We start from the raw sequence: 4,056 nt of genomic DNA, 5'->3' as shown, positions 1-4,056 counted from the left end.
GTCTTGCTGCCGCAGCTACTCCCACTTTCTCTGCCAGTTTCAGATCTTCCACTTTAAATTCAGGAGAATGGATAATACGTTTCTTCTTGGTTGTCATGGTTCACCTCGTTCACTTAACTCGGTGTCCAAAACTGGTGGTGCGGACCACAGCCCTATGGGGCGTTTCTCCCGTAGTTTAAAGCCAGAATGGCTCCACGTGATGAGCTATAGAAATTTTACCGAGGCTCAAAAAGAAATTACTCGATATATCATTGGATGCAACAGCCAGCTTAGACCACATCAATATAACGGTGGTCTAACGCCGAATGAGTCGGAAAAGTTTTACTGGTTAAACTCTAAAACCGTGGCCAGTTTTACTTGGCCACGACAGTAGGAGCTCTTGAGTTTAAGGTAACTCAAGATCGCTGAGTTTTTAGGGGCACCGTCACACTCTATCATTCTTCTATCATTCTTCATCGCCTTATGCAACCAGGCTGTATATTATCGTAATTTGATGATTTTTGAAGGTATTGATAGGTTTTGGGTAGTGGATAGTAGAAAAGAAAGCTCAATAAATATATTGAAGTCCTGGCATTTAGTGGAGTTTTTTCAAGCCTACTCGGTGCCAGATAAAGACGAAAGTAAAATTGCACCAGTAAATGTGTCCGGTCACGAATTGCACTCCCAAGGTAATCATCTACTTCCTTGGTTAAATCCTGCGGTTCGTGACTCACTAGGTCTTACCCCGGGTAAAAAGTGTGTTTATACCTTATATTTGGGGCTGTTCGATAAATCGGCGATAGATAAAAAAGTTGCAGAGTATTTTTCTACCAACAACCAGGAAGAATGTGTCTCTGAAGAAATAGAGCAAAGAAGAGACAATGAAGGAGCGTCTTGCTTTGCTAAGTTGATGTTGGATGAGTTTGGCACCCCTCGTCTGGACACATTTTCGGTAAGCACGTTGCCTTGGGCACTAGCAGAGTTACTCGCGGGGAGAGCTACAACAATATCTCAGGAACGATTTGATAGTCGGTGTGACGATCTTAACGAATTTTTGGATCGCTGGGAAACCACTTTGCCTAACCACCCTAGCTCAGAGGGTAGGCATACTCTTTGTGTGAAAAGCCTAATGAGCTTGGTTGAGGGGCTTTACCAATGGGCTGGTGTTTCTAATCAAGATTTGTTGCTTTCAGAGAACTCAAAGGTTTACCCGTTTCAGATGGCTTTTTATGAGTATGAGGCGAAGTCAGATAATCTTTTGGAGAACAAAAAAGCCCCAGGAAAAGTTGAAGATGATAACGAAGATGAATCTCAGTTACCTATTCTAAATAGCTTTTATATTCGAGATATAGAGCGAGCCATTAATGCGATTTCCACTGGTAGGGCAAGCAAGCCCCTTCAAACCTACCTGGGACAATCCACTTATAAGCATGTCGACTTGTATACCAACGATTCGATACCGTTAATTCATAATCACTTGAACCCCAAAGAAACACCAGAAGGAAGGTGGCTGACAGAGCCTGCGCATAACATGTCTTTAATGCAGCAGTTCGCCATCAATACGGTATTTAAGGAGCTGAAAACAGGTGGAGTGATCTCAGTTAATGGTCCTCCTGGCACCGGTAAAACGACGTTATTGCGGGATATAATTGCGCAAAACATTGTTGAGAGAGCTAAGGTATTAGCTTCTTTTTCGAAGGTTAGCGATGGGTTAAGTTCAGAAGGATTTCTTATTGAAGAGCTTACTGATTTTGAAATGGTTGTGGCGTCATCAAACAATGCCGCCGTTGAAAATATCTCAAAAGAGCTTCCTCAAGCAAAGTCGATAGCTGACAGATACGCTAATACCAGTTTTTTTCGTTCTGTAGCAAACCAAGTAAGTGCTGATGAAAAGAAAGGTCGTTTACAACCCTTGAATGATAAAAGACAGAGCTGGGGAAATATATCTGCTGCCATGGGGGCTTATAAAAAGAGGCGAAAGTTTCTCGATCGATTTTTCTTTGATTACTACTATGAAAAAGGCAATGAGCCAGCGGTTAGAGAGCCTTCTTTGGATTTTTTAAATTTTTGGCAATATCGCTCAACTTATACCGGGCCCTCTTTTCGCATTGCCAAAAGGGCCTTTAACGAGAAGCTATCTCGTTTCCATGAGTTGAATGACAAGTTAGCCTATTTTGATAGCCTGCAAAAGACTTTCGATGAACATCAATTTGATGCTGATTTGCATCAAATGAACCTAGTTCTAAATGAGCTAGAAAACTATGCCCATACGCTCTCTGTAGAGCTAGATGTCCTTAGTTCAACAAGAAATGCTGAAGTGAGAAGGGAAGAAGAAATTTCAATTTCCCTTGAACTATTGAAGGTTAACTCGCCTGGTTGGTTTAGTCGGTTCTTTAACACTAAGAAAAATAAACAATATAAGGCTTCACTATCTCAAAAACTCGGTGAGTACGAAAATGTCAAAAAAGCTATTCGGTTGATTGTTGGTGATGTTGAAGCCAAAGAAATCGAGAGAAAAGGGTGTACAAAGAAAATTTCACAGCAGCAGGTCGATATTCAATCTAAAGAGCTTAAAAAGCAGAAGCTTTTAGATGAGTTAGATGCCTATAGAGACGAGTTTAAGGGGTATCACTTACCAGAAGCTACTGATGATATTGAGGGGCATGACAGACAGAGACACGCGTGCTGGCAGCAGGAAAAGATCAATGCACTGAGGTCTGACGTATACGCTGCAGCGTTACTGCTTCATGAGGCTTGGTTGATCGAGGCTAGCAACTTGAATAGTTTTCGATCTCAGATACATAAAGTGAATGATGTTGTGCTAGGGAAGAGTCGCGAGAATGCACTAGCGATTTGGCAGATACTCTTTATGTTTGTTCCCGTGGTTTCGACGACTTTTGCTTCATTGGGAAACATGTTTTCTAAGTTGCCCTCAGAGTCTCTAGGTTGGCTAATGATTGATGAGGCAGGGCAAGCAATACCCCAATCAGCGGTGGGTGGTTTGCTCCGAGCTAAGCGAGCTGTGGTTGTTGGAGACCCTCTGCAAATCGAACCTGTGTTTACATCGCCACCAGAGCTGATTGACTACTTAATGCAATCTAAGTTGCAAGAGAAATCAGAGAAGTGGGACCCTTGTATGTGGTCAGTTCAGACGTTAGCCGATCGCGTTAATCCATATGGTTGTATGATAGATATGGATGGTGAAGAACAATGGATAGGCATACCGTTATGGGTACATCGTAGATGTATAGAGCCAATGTTTAGCATTTCGAATGAAATAGCTTACAACAATCGAATGATACATGGCTCTGACAACGATAAAGACGTTGAGCCAAGAATTCATAAGGCTTTAGGACACAATCGGTGGAATGATTCACAAGGAGACTGTGTACTCAAACAATACAAGCGTGAGTTGGGTGAGGATGTTAAAACTCTTTTACTTGGATTAGCAGCGCACGACGGCGACTTAAGCCGCATCTATCTAATAACACCATTTAAAGCGGTAAGAAAAGAGTTGAAAGAAGATCTGAGGCGTAGCAAGTCAGAGCTGCTTAACAATTCGAGTTGGTGTAATAAGGACTTTAACAACTTTTTGAAACACAACGTCGGGACTGTGCACACCTTCCAAGGCAAGGAGAATGATACCGTTATTTTGGTTCTCGGTTGTGACACTAAAAATAGTGGCGGGGCATCTTGGGCTTCTTCAAAACCAAATTTGTTGAACGTAGCTGTTACCCGAGCCAAAAAACACTTATTTGTTATCGGCGATATTCAGGTTTGGTCCGACAAGCGCTATTTTGATAAAACATACAGAAAGCTGAATCACCTTAGTACGAATGACTATCCACTAGGCGAGAGTTCCACACAATGCAACGAGACATTACCAACTCCCTAGGTGAGAGCTTGTCTTATGTCCTGCGAGTTACTGGATTATCAACATAGCGTGAAGCTATCGTTCAAGCAATAACCGCATTGATAGTTATGGAATACTACAAATGTAACCAATCCCCACCAGCTTTCGCTGGTGGGGATTGGTATTTTTTATGCACTCAGTCTTGTATTGAGTTATCTCACATC

The 4,056-nt window shown here is 42.1% G+C and carries 1 protein-coding gene and 1 pseudogene; both read left to right on the top strand.

The features are described 5' to 3' along the window. Positions 1 to 118: 118 nt before the first annotated feature. Positions 119 to 373: pseudogene (locus CAG65_RS22185) on the top strand (IS3 family transposase); the annotation flags it as partial. A gap of 120 nt (positions 374 to 493) precedes the next feature. Then, positions 494 to 3,874 carry a DEAD/DEAH box helicase gene (locus tag CAG65_RS05480; protein WP_202599281.1) on the top strand — a complete coding sequence of 1,127 codons (3,381 nt, stop codon included), beginning with the start codon at positions 494 to 496 and terminating at the stop codon, positions 3,872 to 3,874. The last annotated feature ends 182 nt before the right edge of the window (positions 3,875 to 4,056 follow it).

Source organism: Vibrio sp. V39_P1S14PM300, from assembly GCF_009904765.1.
GTDB classification, from domain to species: Bacteria; Pseudomonadota; Gammaproteobacteria; order Enterobacterales; family Vibrionaceae; genus Vibrio; species Vibrio proteolyticus.
Note: the sequence above shows the minus strand (reverse complement) of the source record. Positions and strands in the feature narration are given on the sequence as shown.

Bases quoted from the DNA above. Each gene is read 5' to 3' on its own strand.
- CAG65_RS05480 (WP_202599281.1), top strand. From the start codon at position 494: ATGATTTTTGAAGGTATTGATAGGTTTTGGGTAGTGGATAGTAGAAAA.